The 14,519-nt window shown below is 45.0% G+C and carries 14 protein-coding genes; 11 read left to right on the top strand and 3 right to left on the bottom strand.

Features of this window, described 5'->3' with window-relative positions; all coding sequences use genetic code 11:
- Positions 1-240 precede the first annotated feature (240 nt).
- Positions 241-1,023 carry a S1 family serine peptidase gene (locus ACL934_RS18010; protein ID WP_413612699.1) on the top strand — a complete coding sequence of 261 codons (783 nt, stop codon included), beginning with the start codon at positions 241-243 and terminating at the stop codon, positions 1,021-1,023.
- Between the two features lie 69 nt (positions 1,024-1,092).
- Here ACL934_RS18010 and ACL934_RS18005 read toward each other — a convergent pair whose 3' ends face one another.
- The 3 genes from ACL934_RS18005 to ACL934_RS17995 form a co-directional block, all read right to left on the bottom strand.
- The gene (locus tag ACL934_RS18005) at positions 1,093-2,466 is read right to left on the bottom strand and encodes an HAD-IG family 5'-nucleotidase (RefSeq protein WP_413612698.1); all 1,374 of its coding nucleotides are present in this window, start codon (positions 2,464-2,466) and stop codon (positions 1,093-1,095) included.
- Between the two features lie 7 nt (positions 2,467-2,473).
- Complete coding sequence (locus ACL934_RS18000; RefSeq protein ID WP_374075901.1) at positions 2,474-2,839, bottom strand: rhodanese-like domain-containing protein; 366 nt, start codon at positions 2,837-2,839, stop codon at positions 2,474-2,476.
- Positions 2,840-2,999: 160 nt separating this feature from the next.
- Positions 3,000-4,988, bottom strand: coding sequence for a M13 family metallopeptidase (locus ACL934_RS17995; protein WP_413612697.1), 1,989 nt, complete (start codon positions 4,986-4,988; stop codon positions 3,000-3,002).
- 155 nt (positions 4,989-5,143) lie between these two features.
- Between ACL934_RS17995 and ACL934_RS17990 the strand changes: the two genes are divergently transcribed.
- From ACL934_RS17990 to ACL934_RS17945, 10 genes are all read left to right on the top strand, one after another.
- Positions 5,144-5,659, top strand: coding sequence for a hypothetical protein (locus ACL934_RS17990; protein ID WP_374075899.1), 516 nt, complete (start codon positions 5,144-5,146; stop codon positions 5,657-5,659).
- A gap of 52 nt (positions 5,660-5,711) precedes the next feature.
- Positions 5,712-6,968 (top strand): DEAD/DEAH box helicase, encoded by a 1,257-nt coding sequence (locus ACL934_RS17985; RefSeq protein ID WP_413612696.1) that lies wholly within the window; start codon positions 5,712-5,714, stop codon positions 6,966-6,968.
- 1 nt (position 6,969) lies between these two features.
- On the top strand, positions 6,970-8,103 hold the full coding sequence (locus ACL934_RS17980) for a hypothetical protein (protein WP_413612695.1): 1,134 nt from the start codon (positions 6,970-6,972) through the stop codon (positions 8,101-8,103).
- Between the two features lie 361 nt (positions 8,104-8,464).
- Positions 8,465-9,520, top strand: coding sequence for a 4-hydroxyphenylpyruvate dioxygenase (hppD, locus tag ACL934_RS17975; protein WP_374075895.1), 1,056 nt, complete (start codon positions 8,465-8,467; stop codon positions 9,518-9,520).
- 7 nt (positions 9,521-9,527) lie between these two features.
- Positions 9,528-10,712 carry a bifunctional diaminohydroxyphosphoribosylaminopyrimidine deaminase/5-amino-6-(5-phosphoribosylamino)uracil reductase RibD gene (ribD, locus tag ACL934_RS17970; protein WP_374075894.1) on the top strand — a complete coding sequence of 395 codons (1,185 nt, stop codon included), beginning with the start codon at positions 9,528-9,530 and terminating at the stop codon, positions 10,710-10,712.
- Between the two features lie 60 nt (positions 10,713-10,772).
- Complete coding sequence (locus ACL934_RS17965; protein WP_374075892.1) at positions 10,773-11,189, top strand: PspC domain-containing protein; 417 nt, start codon at positions 10,773-10,775, stop codon at positions 11,187-11,189.
- Positions 11,190-11,194: 5 nt separating this feature from the next.
- Positions 11,195-11,596, top strand: a complete 402-nt coding sequence (locus tag ACL934_RS17960) for a hypothetical protein (RefSeq protein WP_374075890.1) — start codon at positions 11,195-11,197, stop codon at positions 11,594-11,596.
- 289 nt (positions 11,597-11,885) lie between these two features.
- Positions 11,886-12,641, top strand: a complete 756-nt coding sequence (locus ACL934_RS17955) for an ABC transporter permease (RefSeq protein ID WP_374075888.1) — start codon at positions 11,886-11,888, stop codon at positions 12,639-12,641.
- Positions 12,631-13,341: an ABC transporter ATP-binding protein gene (locus ACL934_RS17950; protein WP_374075886.1), complete on the top strand. Its 711-nt coding sequence runs from the start codon at positions 12,631-12,633 to the stop codon at positions 13,339-13,341. The genes ACL934_RS17955 and ACL934_RS17950 overlap by 11 nt, the downstream gene beginning before the upstream one ends.
- Entirely contained in the window at positions 13,331-14,329 is a 999-nt protein-coding gene (locus ACL934_RS17945) for an ABC transporter substrate-binding protein (protein WP_374075884.1), read from the top strand. The genes ACL934_RS17950 and ACL934_RS17945 overlap by 11 nt, the downstream gene beginning before the upstream one ends.
- The last annotated feature ends 190 nt before the right edge of the window (positions 14,330-14,519 follow it).

The raw sequence follows: 14,519 nt of genomic DNA, 5'->3' as shown, positions 1-14,519 counted from the left end.
CCTCAACCTTTCGGTACTAAATTATGCTAGGTACTGTGTAATGTAAAGTACTAAGTTATGTGTAGTAGGGGAATTTCAAAAGACTTATAAGTAATTGAAATCAAAAGACAATATAGCCATGCGCGGTGGGCAAGTGGGGAGCTGACCCCAAAAACTGCGTGGACCTATGTCGGGATTCAGCTGCTTTTCTTTGTCGAAGTGCACATCAAACAGGACACTGATTAAAGGGGGAACGTTTTTATGAAATTAATGAATCATCTTGTGATGATCGCTCTTATTTTTGCGGCATCAACATCGTTCGCGAAATCAACAAACGATTTTCAAACTAAAATCGTCGGAGGCGTGGAGGCAACAGCGGGGGAGTTTCCATTCATCGTCTCTTTGCACGGCTCATTCGGCGGTCACTTTTGTGGCGCTTCGTTGATCAAAAAGAATTGGGTACTGACAGCAGCTCACTGTGTGAAAGGCTCTTCAATTAAAAATGTGGTGATTGGTCTTCACGATCAAAGAAATGCTTCAAAGGCAGAGAACATCCGTCCTAAGCGCGTGATTCCACATCCTCAATACGATGACAACAACGCGGATTTCGATTTTGCACTGATTGAACTCTCTAAAGACTCTCAGTTTGAGCCGATTGCGATTAACACGACTGAAATTGCAATTCCAACAGGCTCTGATCAAATCATGGCGACTGTTGCAGGTTGGGGAGTGATGAAAGAAGATTCTTACTCAACACCATCACGCTTACAAAAAGTAGACGTGCCTTTGGTTCCACATGATGTGTGCAACCAAAACTATAAAAACGCCATCACGGATCGCATGCTTTGCGCGGGTTATTCTCAAGGTGGCAAAGATTCTTGCCAAGGAGACAGCGGTGGGCCCCTTGTCGCTAAAGACGTGACAGGTCAGAATATTTTAATCGGTGTTGTGAGCTGGGGTAACGGATGTGCTCGTGCCGGTCAACCAGGTGTTTATGCAAAAGTAAATGAAGCAACAACTTGGATTGAGCAAACAGCTCGATAAAAGAAAACAGGTTTAAAAAAAAGGGGAAAGGTTTTTGGCCTTTCCCCTTTTTTATTGTTTTAGATTCCCTTAGTACAACTCGTGAGCCAATGGACGACGTGGAGCACGGAAATAAGTTCTTGGCGAAAGATCCAAAAGATCTGCCAGTTTTTCCATGTACACGCAGGCATAACGATCCAATTGATATGCGAAGTAACTTTCCTCGTTACCAGCTCTCATCAATTGACCCCAGTTACCATTGTACATCAGTTGCTGCTTTTTGATGAGCTGACTGATTTGCGCGTCGATCTCCGAAATTGTTTTTTGCAAAGTTTCAATCTGCGTTTCGCTGACGTCCACTGCTTTTTCAATTCTGCGAGTCATCAACTCCGTCAATTCGTCTTCAAGAGGCTCTTTCTTTTTCATCAAGACTTCGATTTCTTGATTGATAGGTTCTGCCTTCTTGTTGTTATCCACTTCGATGTCGAGTTCTTCGATCACCATCGCGGTTCTCCAGTTACAGTCCTTTTTCAAACGAAGGATGTCGCCGTAGATATGGTCCCCGATGTATAGAATGTCGTCTCCGGCCAAATCAAGATCGGCTGTGAATTTCTTCGCATTTCCGCCTTGATAGATTCCCGGAGTCAGCTTGCCTTCCATGTTTGTCATAGTGCCGTCCGCAGGATTTACGCGAAGGTACTTTTGATTTTCATAGAAGTATTTTGGCTTAGAGGCAAAAGTGATCACAAACTCAAACAGATCCTGCCAAGATTTGTGTTCTTTCAGGAACGGTTGGATCGCATAGTCCAAAAGCAACTTCGTGTAATGGAAATCCGAGTTCGTCAAAACGAAGATCTTTTTTCCATGACGGCGGAATTTCTCAAGACCCGCCACCAGCTGTGGATCTTTGATGATGTAGTGATCCAAATTCTTTTTTACAACTTCTTTCAAAGAGCCGTCGCGGTGAGCTTCATCCAAGGCATCCAAAACGTCATCGGCAATTTGTGAATACTCCGGATACTTGTTGGCAAGATCCGTGTCCTTCAATTCAACGATTTGTGCGATCAAATTCGCCAAAGAAATGGAGAATGAAGTATCCACGGCCAAATAATCCGAGTTGCTCAAATCAATGTAAGTTGATTTGTAAAGCTTCTGATGGCTTTTGAAATCCAAAGGTTTCAAACCATGGTAGCTCGCACGAATCGCCGTGTAGCGATTGAGCTTTAAAAGATTTCCCATCTTGCGATCGATCACAAGACCACGAATCGCGTAGTTGTAGTCAAACGTCAGCTTGCGCAAAGCTTCCGGATAACCGCGTTTGATCAATTTTTCGATCATTGTTGTGTGAGAGAGGCGTTCAAAATTTTCACTGTTGTAGCGGACCAATGTGTGGTCCATGTCGACACCAATGTAACGAATCTTTTTTAGATTCAACGTTCTATTTACAAATACTTTTCCAGGCATATTTCTCTTATCTTTCAACGGGAAGCTGAAGGTCATTCCAAAGTAGCATTCCACCTTGCATATTATAAACTTGAGTCAGTCCATTCATCATCGCATAAGCCGTGGCTTTTGCGGAGCGGCCGCCACTGCGGCAGATGAAGACGACGGTTTGGTCTTTAGGTAATTTAGATAAATGATCAGGAAGAGTGTCGAGCACGATCAACTCAGCACCGGGTACGTGCCCCAATTCACCCACATATTCATCAGGTTGACGAACATCAATCATTTTTACGTTCGACATCGTTTGCTGAAGTTCAGCCGGTGCGATGTCAAACACGCCCTCGTAATGAGGGTTTTCAGTTTTTGTTTCGAAGTTTACGAACTTCACTGTCACAGATTCCTCCTGCGCCGCAGCCAAGAGTGTTACCTTAACATCTGCCGGAAATTACAGCAAGGGCAGGTTTGCGGAAGGGGCGCCGCTCTAGAACTGACGTTCGTAGGGATTTCCTGGAACAGAAGGAGCCGTTGTGAATTAAAACGACTCCCAAAGAACTTTACCAGATATGAACACGGTCTTTTTGAGGTAAGGTCATTTTATCACCTTCTTTACATTGGAAGGTCTCGGCAAAGGCCGGTTGGTGTTTGACCTGCTCATTGATGCGAGCCCAGCCCGCCGCGTGAGGATCTGTTTTTCTCATGAGCTTATCAAAATCCGGTCGAGTCACTGAACACCAAAGACGTCCATAGGCGACAAAGAAACTCTTTTTATCTTCCACAGTGCCCTTGCCTTGCGGAAACGCGGCATTGTAGGCAAATGTCAGGCCCACGAGGTCGGCAACGTTTTCGCCCAGAGTTAACTTTCCGTCGTGTTCAGCGCGAGCAAACTGATCGATCATTTTTTGACCGCGAAGATTGAACTCCATGATGTCTTTCGTCGTCATCCACTGCTTCAAACGACCTTGAGAGTCGTATTTGGAACCGCTGTCGTCAATGCTATGACCCAACTCATGTCCGATCACGGCGCCCACAGCGCCCAGGTTTTCAATCACGGAGCCGTCTTTGTCATAGAAAGGATACTGCAAAATTCCAATGGGCAAGACGAATTTATTTTCGTTACTGCTATAGTATGCATTCACTGTCAAAGGTCCCATGCCCCAAGCATCTTGGTTTGCAGGTTCGCGCAGCTCTTTCATGGTTTTTTCCCAGCGAGCTTCGTTGTAAGTGATGATGTTTTTTACGTAAGTGTTTTGTGAATATTTACGCAACGGCATGAAGTCCCACTCTTTATCTGTGTGGGGTTTTACCAATTGCAGACGAGCGGTTTTAATTTTTGCAAAAGCTTCTTTCTTGCCGTCTTTAGAAAGCCAAGTGTTCGCCGTCAATCCATCCAAAATACTTTGGCGAATGCGCGCTGCCACTTCATTGATTTTAGATTCGTCAAAGTTCGGGAATACTTTATCAACCAAAGCCGCATCCAACTCTTTCATGAAGTAGTCAGTGGCAATGCTTGTGCAACGCTCTTGGCGATCGGGACGTTTTTGGGGTCCACCGAAGAATTTCTTTTCAAAGTTAAATCCTGCTTTGAAAAACTTTTGATAAGCGTCGTCCATCTGATCTTGCAAGGCTTTGTAAAGATAAATGTCTTTCCAAACTTCCAAAGGACGCGTTGTTAGTTGCGCATTCACGAAATCAAAGGATTCCGGAATCGGCGTATTGATGATCAATTCTGGAGGAATTTTATCAAAGAGCAAGTTGAGTTGAAGTTGTGGATACTTCTTCAGCAATTCAGCCTGTGTGCTCACGCGTCTTTCGCTCCAACGTTGATGGCGAACTGCTGTTACGGGGTAAGTTTTAATAAATTCTTTTTGTAAATCAATCACGCCTTGAGCTTTGGCTTGAGCCTGGGATTTTTTAAGCTTGGGATAAATGTTCTGGAAGAATATCGTCAAAACTTTTTCGTATTCTTTCATAAGCTCAGGTTGTTCGTAGTACTTGTGATCGGGAAGCAACATGAAGTTGGCATACAGCATCGCATCCATTTTCTTTGGATCATCCAAGTTGGGCGAGCCCCAAAGAGCGACCATATTGCCAAGGCCTCTTCCAATGTTGGCATGGGAGTACTTAATCAACTCGTCAGGAGTTTTGATTTTATCAACCTCCATCGTCATGCGCGTAACTTCGGATTTTTCGTCTTTCGCTCTTTCTGGAGAATTCATGCACGACAAATAAATATCGCGAATTTGTTCCGTGCGCGGATCAAGATCTTTTTTCAGAGGCATTTCTTTCATGAACTTCTTTTTCACTTCCAGAAGGCGTTCGCGCGAATCGCTGAAGGCAAAAAGATGAATACTGCGATCATCGCGCAACTTGAAAGAAGCTTCGGCCTTCGAACAAACGTATTTGTGAAAATCTTCGCAAGCGTTGACTTCAGAGTTGAGAGGAAACTCCCGCTTTTCAGGAATAGCTGACGAAGGAGTTCCGGGCTTTGCAGGTTTTGCATGAGCAGAAAGAGCAAGGCTTGAGATCAAAAGCAGTTTAAGCATGACGTGTTTCCCATTGTGTTGGTGAATAGTTTAATAATGGTAATCCTGCTCTAAAGCATTTAAAAGTGCTTTGGGACAATGATCGAGGGCGTTATGGGTCTAGGAAAGTTGTCACTCTCATTCATCCGCGGTAAGCGAAATATATGGGGGTATCGATGAAACGTTTTATTTTGCTTTTGTTGGCAACAACAGCTTTGGCTGCTTGTAAGACTGTTAAAATTGAAAATGGCGAAGTTCCTGACGAATATTTGGCGCGCGCAAAAAAATTGGAAGGCGTCTACTCCGGTTCTTTTGAAGGCCGTCGTGGTCAAATGACGATCACATTTGAAGGCAACAAGCCTGTTCTTCTTTACAAAGATGCTCGTGGTGACAGCTTGGTTATGCCTGAATGCCGTTCTTCCATGAATGATCTTAAGTGGGTTTATGTCACTCGCAAAGGCGCTGTGGAATCTGCGGGATTCTACTTTGATCCGGGCGTTTGTATGATAGAGGGACGTGAGGTGGTCTTGTCTTTCGCTGACAACTACAACACAATTCGCGTCAGCCTTTTGGACCGTCGTATTTATGACCGCCATTGTCGTTGGGAAGTGGGCGATCCACGCCACGGACCTCGCGAAATCTGCGAAGTCACTCAGCGCGATATCACGTTGAATGGTAAGTTTTCTCGCTAAATTTTGAAACTTTCTGTTTCAATTTCCTTTGTAGGGGCGATCATGAAATGGCATGATCGTTCCATTCATGACAAAAACTCCTATTGATCTTTCTCCTGAACAAGCCAACGCTCTGGAACTTCTTCGTTCCGGAGAAAATGTATTTCTGACGGGTGGCGCAGGAAGTGGGAAGAGTTTTTTAATCCGTCAATTCATGAAAGAACTTGATCCGAAAGAAATGCCGATCCTTGCAAGTACGGGTGCGGCCGCTGTTCTTTTGGGGGGTCGCACTTTTCATAGTTTCTTTGGTTTAGGAATTATGGAAGGTGGTCCCGATGCCACTTATCAAAGAGCTTCTAAAGAAACTCGCTTGATGTCCCGTCTGCGCAAAGTCGAAGGCGTCATCATTGACGAGATTTCGATGATCCCAGGACAAGCCCTGATGATTGCCGAAGCCTTGGCACAAAGAGCCCGTGAATCAAAACTTCCTTGGGGAGGCATGCGTATTATCTCGGTTGGGGACTTTGCGCAACTTCCACCGGTGACTCAGTCGGGCCAACGCGATTGGTGTTTTATCAATGCGGTTTGGAAGCAAAGTGGATTTCAAACCTCCATGCTTTCCCACAACCAAAGAGTTTCCGACAATCTTTTCCTCGACGTGCTGGCCGATGTCCGTCATGGACTATCCAGCGAGCGCGTGCGTGATTTTTTGAACGAACATATTCAAGAGCATGATGAAGATCATCCGGGCACAAGACTGTTTGGCAGAAAAATCTACGCCGAAAAATTTAACGAGAAGAAGCTGATGGAGCTTGACGAAGAAGAAGTCACGATCGACTCGATTTATTTTGGTTCTGAAAAACACATCGAGCTCTTGATGAAGACAGCCCCCGTACCTGTGAAACTGATTTTAAAATTAGGCTGTCGTGTGATGTTCCTGCAAAACGATCCGCAAAAACGCTGGGTGAATGGCACGCGTGGTGTGATCACGGATATCGAGACTGATAAAATCACGGTTAAAAAAGACAATGGCCGCGAAGTGCAAGTCGATAAAGCTTCTTTTGCTTTGCAAGATGCTGAAGGCAATATCATGGCCTCAGTGATTCAGTTCCCTCTGACATTGGCCTACGCAACAACGATTCATAAAAGCCAAGGAGCCACACTGGATGATCTTTGGTGTGACTTAAGTTCTTTGTGGGAGCCGGGACATGCTTACGTGGCTTTAAGTCGTCTGCGTTCTTCGGAAGGATTGCATCTCATTGGTTGGAGTCCTCGGTCCATTATTGTTGATCCCAAAGTTTTGGATTTTTACAAACAGCTTGAGAGATAAAATGCGTCTTCACTTGTTTTTCCTAATTTTGCTGGCGGGCTCTACTTGTTTTGCTGTTAATTACAGCGGGCCGATCGGTCACCGCGAAGCTTTTTTGGCAAATGCAGGTGGAGGCATGGCAGAATCTCCGGGAAATGTTTTGTTAAATCCTGCGGGATTGGGATTTCGTCAAAACAAAGAAAGCTCTTTGACAGTGAGTGGGAATGCGATTTCGCGCCAGGAATTTAATGTCTCTCAGTATGCTGTTGATCCAGAAGAAATGTCGATACGTCCTCTTCTGGCTGCGGGAATCTATCCAACAAATTACGGAACAATGGCGATTTTTATTTCCAACCCGACTTCGTTTAAAATTTATGGGGGTTCAAGCTCTTCAGAAAGCGGGGTGAATATAAAAACTTTGCTTCGCGTGGATTATGAGGAGCTTGCCGCGGGAATGACTTGGGCCAGAGAGATCCATCCGCATTTTTCCTGGGGTGTTTCGGCAGGTATAGGGGTAGAGACGCAAAAAAGTTACGGCTATGCTCTGGCTTCTCAGACGGGAGTTACGGCGGTGACCTCATTTAGTCTGACAGAGCAAAAAACAGTTTCTCTTTTTATTGTTCCCGGAGTTCTTTTTAAAGCGACTGACCACTGGAATGTGGGTCTTTCGATGAAGGCGCTTGCGGATCTTTCGTCTTCGGCGACAACGATGCGCTTTCGCACGAACTCAAGTTCTCCGACAACAGTTGAAGAATTAAATAATTCATACGATCCAAACGGGACGAGTCCACTTTCATTCCGTCTTGGCCAGGAATTTATTTTCTCTGCAAACCATGATGTCTATTTAGATTTGATTTATCAGGGGGCCAGCTCTTCCTATAATGCCAATAATGAAAAGTTTTTGACGGATGAAATCTGGTCGGGTGCCTTGGGATACCGCAATTCATTTTCAAATGATGTGGAAACTCTGTGGGGTTATTCCTATGCCAGAAGCGGAAGTGCGGATTCAAATTCGCTGACAGCGGGCGTGGCCCTGGAGCGTCGAAACAATGAATTCATTTTCGGTCTTTATTATTTAAGTTCGGTCCCGCGCGAGGCCGACACCGGAGGATTTAATTCTTACGGGGTGATGTTTTCATCGAATGTGGAGTACTAGAAAATCCACATCAGATCTTTGAGCATTCCGATAATCATGATGATAAGAAGAGTCTGCACCGCGAGAGCAACATAGAACCAAGTGGGATTCTTTTGTGTGCGTGGTTTAGACATTACTTCCCCTTATAAATCAAATCGGCTTCTCATAAACAAATGTGAAGTTATTTCGATTATTATTGCCCAGCTTTAATTTGCCAATCGCCCGTGTGGCTAGGGCGAGGACCAGTTTCTTTATGATAAGTGTTTGATATTCCTTAGTTTATTCCTGCTTGAATAACGGCACAAATAGGGCTACTGTCTCGGGTGTTTGATCAAAATTTAATTGAATAATCGCAGTGATTACTCTGACTTAGGAGGAAACCATGGCTCAAATCACAGAGCAAAATCCTATCGGACTCAACGGAGTTGATTTCATCGAATACTCCGGTCCCGACGCTCATTACTTTGAACAAGTATTCAAACGTTATGCTTTTAAAGAAGTCGGACAAGTTCACGGAAAAAATATCAAGCTCTACCGTCAAGGCGACATCAACTACATCTTGAATTGTGAACCCCAAACTTTCGCGACGGAGTTCGCAAAAGTTCACGGTAATTCTATTTGTGCGACAGGCTTCCGTGTTGTGGACGCTGAAAAAGCATTTCAAGCAGCGGTGGCGCGTGGCGGTCGTCCTTATGAAGGAAACGATCATCAAAAAGGTGCGACTCCATTCCCGGCGATCTATGGTATCGGTGATTCTTTGATCTATTTCATGGACGACAAGAATCAAAACAAACTCTACAACGAAATTTTCCAAGTAAAAGCGGAAGACAAAGCGCCTAAAGGTGTTGGCTTCCTTGTGATTGACCATTTCACAAACAACGTTCCTAAAGGTGAAATGGACAAGTGGTGTGATTTCTATACGAAAGTTTTTAACTTCCGTGAAGCGCGCTACTTCGACATCCGTGGAGCAAAAACGGGTCTTCTTTCTAAAGTGATGAGATCTCCTTGTGGTAAATTCTCTGTTCCTATCAATGAGCCGACAGAGTCTAAATCACAAATTCAAGAATACTTGGATGAATACAAAGGTTCGGGCATTCAGCACGTGGCTTTGTTGACGAATGACATTGTTTCAAGTCTTGAGAATCTAAAAAACAGCGAGATTCAATTTCTCACTCCGCCGCCACACTCGTATTATGAGATGTTGCCAGACCGCGTGCCGAACGTGACTGAAGACCTCAATCGTTTGGAAAAGAACGCGATTTTGGTGGATGGCGACGATCACGGATATTTGTTGCAGATCTTTACTAAGAATACGTTTGGTCCTATTTTCTATGAATTGATCCAACGTAAAGGTCATGACGGTTTCGGTGACGGAAACTTCCAGGCTCTTTTTGATGCTATTGAACGCGATCAAAAAGAACGCGGTTATTTGACGTAAAGGATTCATGGAACTTATCAAGGATCTTCTTATTCCAGCGCGTGGAACGAAGCTCACTGACGGGCAGGCGATGAAGCTTGCTATCAGCGAGGCTTATAAAGGAGCCACGCGCGTGAGTCCGAACCCTCTGGTGGGTGCGGTGGTCCTTGATTCCCAAGGAGGATTTCTTTCTTGTGGTTATCATGAGTTTTACGGCGGCCCTCATGCCGAAGTAAATGCGCTGAAAAATCTTTCCAATGAAGAACTTAAAGATGCTCACGTCTTTGTGACATTAGAGCCATGTGCTCACGAGGGAAAAACTCCTTCTTGCGCAAAGATGATGGCGAAACTTCCTCTGAAAAAAGTAACATTCGGTTTGATTGATCCTAATCCGCTGGTGGCGGGACAAGGTGCTGATATTCTTCGTCAGGCGGGAATTGAAGCTGAAGTTTTCTCCACGCCGAACACTTCGGAAGCTCACGACATCAAAATCAGATTAGAAGAAGTATGCGAAGCTTTCTTGTGGAATTTCCGCGAGAAAAAAGTTTTTGTCGCTTTGAAAATGGCTTCCAGTCTGGATGGTCAAGTGGCTTTGCGATCTGGCGAAAGTCAGTGGATCACCGGACCGGAATCCCGCGAGTACGTTCATTATCTTCGCGCGTGTTATGACGCGATTCTGGTCGGGAAGGGCACAATTGATTTCGACAATCCTTCTTTGAATATTCGTCATCCCGAGATCGACAAAAAAAACAAAGTGGTCGTGGTTGATGGAGAAGGCGAACTCCTTCATCGTTTTTCGGACTTAAAACTTTCTCAAGTGCATGCCGCGACGGATTTGTTTTGGTGCGTGGCTGCGGATCTGAAAGAACAAGTGGAAAAAGCTTTGGCGACAATGCCACTGGCTCCACAGATTGTTTATATCAAAACAAATGTGGGTGGCGATTTGGATCTTGAAGATCTTTTAGCGCAACTCTATTCAAAAGGAATTCGTTCGATCATGGTAGAAGGCGGCGCCTTCACCGCGAGTTCTTTTGTCAATTACCACCTTGTAAATCGACTTTATATGTTCCAGGCCCCTATCATCATGGGCTCTGGGGGCTCTCGTTCATGGACCGAGACGGTAAGAATCTCTGCCATGAAGGACAAAATCCATGTGAATAATCCTCGTTATCTGACTTTCGGGAATGACTTCATGATTACGGGGACCTTGTAGTAGCCCCTGGACAAAGTAAGATAAGTACACAGATTTTACTTTGAAGTAGAGGAGCGTTGAATGACCCAAAATTCCACTGAAACCATGAACTATCGCTGGACTCGTGCAAGTGACGGGGCTTTGGCCGGGGTTTGCAAAGGTCTAGGCGATGCTTTGGGTATCGAAACTTGGATATTGCGCGTCATTTGGTTGGTTGCAGTCCTATGGTTTGGGACTGGAATCCTCTTTTATTTGATCTTGGCTGTTTGTTTGCCCCGCGTCGATAGACTGGACCAAGCTCTAGATAGAAAGCTTCTTGGCGTGTGTGCTAGAATAGCTAGGAGATATCGCATCGAGGTGGGCCTCGTTAGAACAGGTTTTGTCTTGTTAGCCCTAATAACTTTCGGTGTTGCGATACTGGGTTACGGCCTCTGTTACTTCTTAATTCCCAAGGCCGATGAACCTGCAAGTCGCTCAAAGAGCGCAGGAGTATTTTAATATTTATGGGTGATGACAGTAGTAGGTCGATCATAAAAGCCCTCAAAAACGAATGGTCTCTTTTCTTGGAAGCCTTCCAAGGCGATAAAGAAGAAGACGTCTTTGAAACCGGAAAACTTGAAGTCCTTGGCATGGAGCAAATCCGTGAGATGACAAAAGCCCTTGTCGAGGATCGTAAGAAAATTAATCAGAAGCTAGAGTCTCTTTCTAAAGAAATCGATTTGAATTCGGCGAAGCTGGAAAGCTTACGCCTGGTCGGCGCGGAAGAGGACATTACTCTCAAGCGTATTCACGAACTCAATGACTTGGGTCAAAGTATGGCTCAGGCGCTTTCGAAGCTGGACAAAAAACTTCGCGAGATCCGTGAGACCGAAGACAAAATCCAAGAGGAATTGATTTCGGGGTAATGCTTTCCCTTCTTTTTCTTCCTTTTGTAGCGTCCGCAGATCTTGCCTTGAGCGGCAAGGTCGTTGGCCTGCAAAAGAATTCGCTTAAAAATAATTTCGTCGTTCAATTTGATAGTGTGTCCTCGCCGCTGGAAGTGGATCGGGGACCGCTTTATTATTGTTTGAAGAAGCACTTAAGCTCCAACGAGAATATTGTCTTTTCTTTTGATCCCAAGTCTCTCAAAATCCGCTCGTGCGAAAATCTTCTTTAAGAATTGTTTTTCGTCAGCGATGATGAAAAGATCACGACATGAAGTGGACTCGGGTTTATTCGCTGCTTTTCTTTGTGGGATTGGTTGTGCTGTGGGGAGTGTTATCTCACCTCCAGGCATATCGCGACGATCTTTTTCCTTATCTAAAAAACTTTTTGGCTTCGACTTCTCACGAAATTTCCACGGGTCGTTTGTTTGTAGATCTTCTGGCGTCTCTCTATCGTTGGGCTTGCGGATTTTTATTGGCGGTTCTTGTCGGAGTTCCATTGGGCCTTTATTTGGGTCGCAACGAACACTTCCGTCATTTTTTCTATCCGTATCTTAATTTTTTCCGCAGTCTTTCGCCACTGGCGTGGATTCCCTTTGCTGTGATTTGGTTTGGCATCGGTGATTTGCCTGTGATCTTTTTGATTTTCTTAGGCTGCATGTTCCCGTTGTTATTTGCGACGATGAATGCCGTCTTTCACGTGCCGAAGGTTTACGATCAGTTGGCGCGCGATTATCACTTTAGTGGTTCGGAATATTTTTTCGAAATTCTTTTTCCGGCTGTTTTGCCGCAAGTGGTGTCATCACTAAGATTGGTGTCAGGACTCGCATGGATTGTTTTAGTTCCGGCAGAAATGCTTGCAGGTAAAGAGGGTATTGGTTTTGCGATTTCCGACGCACGCAATGGCATGCGCACGGATCTTTTAGTTTTAAATATGATTGTGATCGCCGTGGTAGCTCATGCCATCGACTACGGCCTGCAAAGACTCAACCGCAAGTCGCATGTAAGGTGGAGTTATGAGCAGTAAAATTCTTCTCGATCTTAAAAACATCCACTTTTCTTATCCGCAACACGCTGTTTTGAAAGACATAAGCTTTCAAATTGCAGAGGGTGAAACTCTCAGTCTTATCGGCCCCAGTGGTTGTGGAAAATCGACACTCTTACATTTGATTGCCGGAGATTATTCCGCATCGTCTGGACAAATTAGTAAAAAAGGTTTGTGGCGCCGTGTGCACCAAAGCAACGCTCTTTTCCCGTGGTTGACGGTCGAAGAAAATATTCGTCTGGGCCTGCGCGGAATCGAGACCTCTCGCAGCCTTGATTTCGAAAAGCTGGTTCGTCTTTTAGATTTAAAACGTGTTCTGCATTTTTATCCGCGCCAACTTTCCGGAGGTTTGCGCCAAAGATCTGAAATTGCCCGAGCACTTATCGGTCGGCCGGATGGTCTTTTGTTGGATGAACCTTTTTCCTCTTTGGATTACCTGATTCGTCGCGAAACTCGTGAGTACATGGCGGAACTTCTTAAAGAGTATCCGATGGCCGTGGTCTTAGTGACTCACGATATTCCTGAAGCGATTTCGTTGACGGACAAGATTTATATTCTTAATGGAAGACCCGCAACGTTCCAGAAGTGTTATGAAGTTCATCAGCACTCGGAAAATCTGGTTGAGCGTGTTTGGCAGGATCTTAAGTTTGAAACTGAACAGGTGGTAGAAATTGAAAAATAAAAAATGGATCATCGCAATCATTTTGACGGTTGTTGTTCTGGGTGCCCTGGGTGTTATTCGCAATCAGATTAAAAAGAATTCTGAAAATACCGCGAAGCATGTTTTAGATGTCGGCTTTCTTCCGGTGACTTGTCATCTCACTTGCCCTGTCACGGACTTTGCGACCAGCCGCAATCCTGATTATCGTTTTCTTTCTCAACGCTTTACCGATTTCCCGACAATGGCGGAAGCTTTTAAGGCGGGACGTTTGAAGGCGGCCTTCTTTATTGCTCCGATGGCGATGAAATTGCGCGAGCAAGGTGTGAAGGCCAAAATCGTGTATTTGGGCCATCGTGATGGATCTACAGTGATGGTGAAAAAAGATTCCGCCATTCACAATCTGCGCGATCTTGAAGGGAAAAAATTTGGTATCCCAAGTCGTTACAGCAATCAATACCTGGTCATTCGTAAACTGATGAAAGATCAAGGCGTCCAGCCAGAAAAAATTCAGTTTGTTGAAGTACCTCCGCCAGAAATGCCGGCGGCTTTGGCAAACAAAGGCATCGATGCTTACTTTGTCGGCGAACCCCATGCCGCAAAGTCTGAAGTCAACGGTGTCGGTCGCGTTCTTTATCACGCTAAGGATATTTGGCCGAAATTCATTTCATGCGTCTTGATCGTGAGTGAAGAGCTTATAGAAAGCAATCCTGATATTGTGAAAGAACTTGTAGCCGGAATTGCTGAAAGCGGTGAGTGGGCAGAAACCCACCGTGAAAAAGCAGCCGCTGTCGCCGCTCCCTATTATCGCCAAGATGAAAAACTTCTGAAGTATGTTTTAACTACTCCTGGAGATCGTGTGAGTTACCGCATGTTGACTCCTGAAGATCAAGATATCAAAGTGATTCACGACATGGCCGTGGAAGCGGGACTTCTTGCAGAACCCATAGATCTTTCTCAACTTGTTGATCGCAGTTTCATTCCTAAAGAAATTAAATCTAAAGAACTTTAAACCATGATTCTATAAACGTGACTTTCGGTGCGGATTTGTTGGCTAAAAGGCCTTGGCAATTCCGCTTCGTCAGACGCGGACATCCTGTCCTCGCCGCGCTTGAATACGACGTCGTGTCGGCGCGGAGGTCTGACTGCGCAGAACTGCCAAGGCCTTTTAGCCAACAAATCCGACGAAGTTCAGTGCTAGA

It is taken from the genome of Bdellovibrio sp. HCB-110 (genome assembly GCF_047323225.1).
Lineage (GTDB): Bacteria > Bdellovibrionota > Bdellovibrionia > Bdellovibrionales > Bdellovibrionaceae > Bdellovibrio.
This window is presented reverse-complemented; position numbering and strand designations above follow the sequence as displayed.